At 35.2% G+C, this 662-nt stretch carries 1 protein-coding gene; it reads right to left on the bottom strand.

Annotated elements, in window-relative coordinates:
- Positions 1 to 68: 68 nt before the first annotated feature.
- Positions 69 to 662: nitroreductase family protein (locus tag AC1DTM_RS30385; RefSeq protein ID WP_477001691.1), on the bottom strand; the 594-nt coding region annotated here is incomplete at its 5' end.

Here is a 662-nt window from a genome sequence, read left to right as displayed (position 1 = left end):
GTACATAGTATATATACTGTCCTTTAATTTATCTAACTTTTTTTAATTTTGATCTTGAATTGTATTTCTTAATAAAATTTCACTACATCTTCAGTAGGTAAGAATGTTCTTTCCCCTGGTTGTTCATTTGGCTCACCAAATGGCATTTGTCCTACTAAGCTCCACTCTGCTGGTATGTTCCAAGTTGCTTTCACTTCAGCATCTACGATTGGATTGTAATGTTGTAATGACGCTCCAATTCCTTCAGCAGATAATAGCATCCACACAGTATGTTGTAACATTGCATTACCTTGATGAGACCAGAATGGGAATTGATCTTTATATAACGGTGCATTTTCTTGCATTTTTTCTACAGTTGCTTGATCTTCAAAGAATAAAACTGTACCTACACCTGTATGGAAACCTTTTAGTCTTTCTACAGTCGCTTCAAAGTTTTCTGCTGGTACGCGTGATCTAAGCGTTTCTTTTACGATATCCCAAAACTTTTCATGCTCTCCATCCATTAATACAACCATACGGCCACTTTGCATATTAAAAGATGTTGGTGCGTGTAAAGCTGTTTTTAAAACTTCTTCAATTCTTTCCTTTGTAATTGTAGCGTTTTTTGTTACTTTACGAATTGAACGACGGTTCACGATTGCTTCTTTTAAGTTTGTTGTAGT

Source organism: Bacillus sp. P4_D3 (assembly GCF_056401855.1).
The sequence above is the reverse complement of the archived record's forward strand: the minus strand, read 5'-3'. Positions and strand labels throughout refer to the sequence as shown.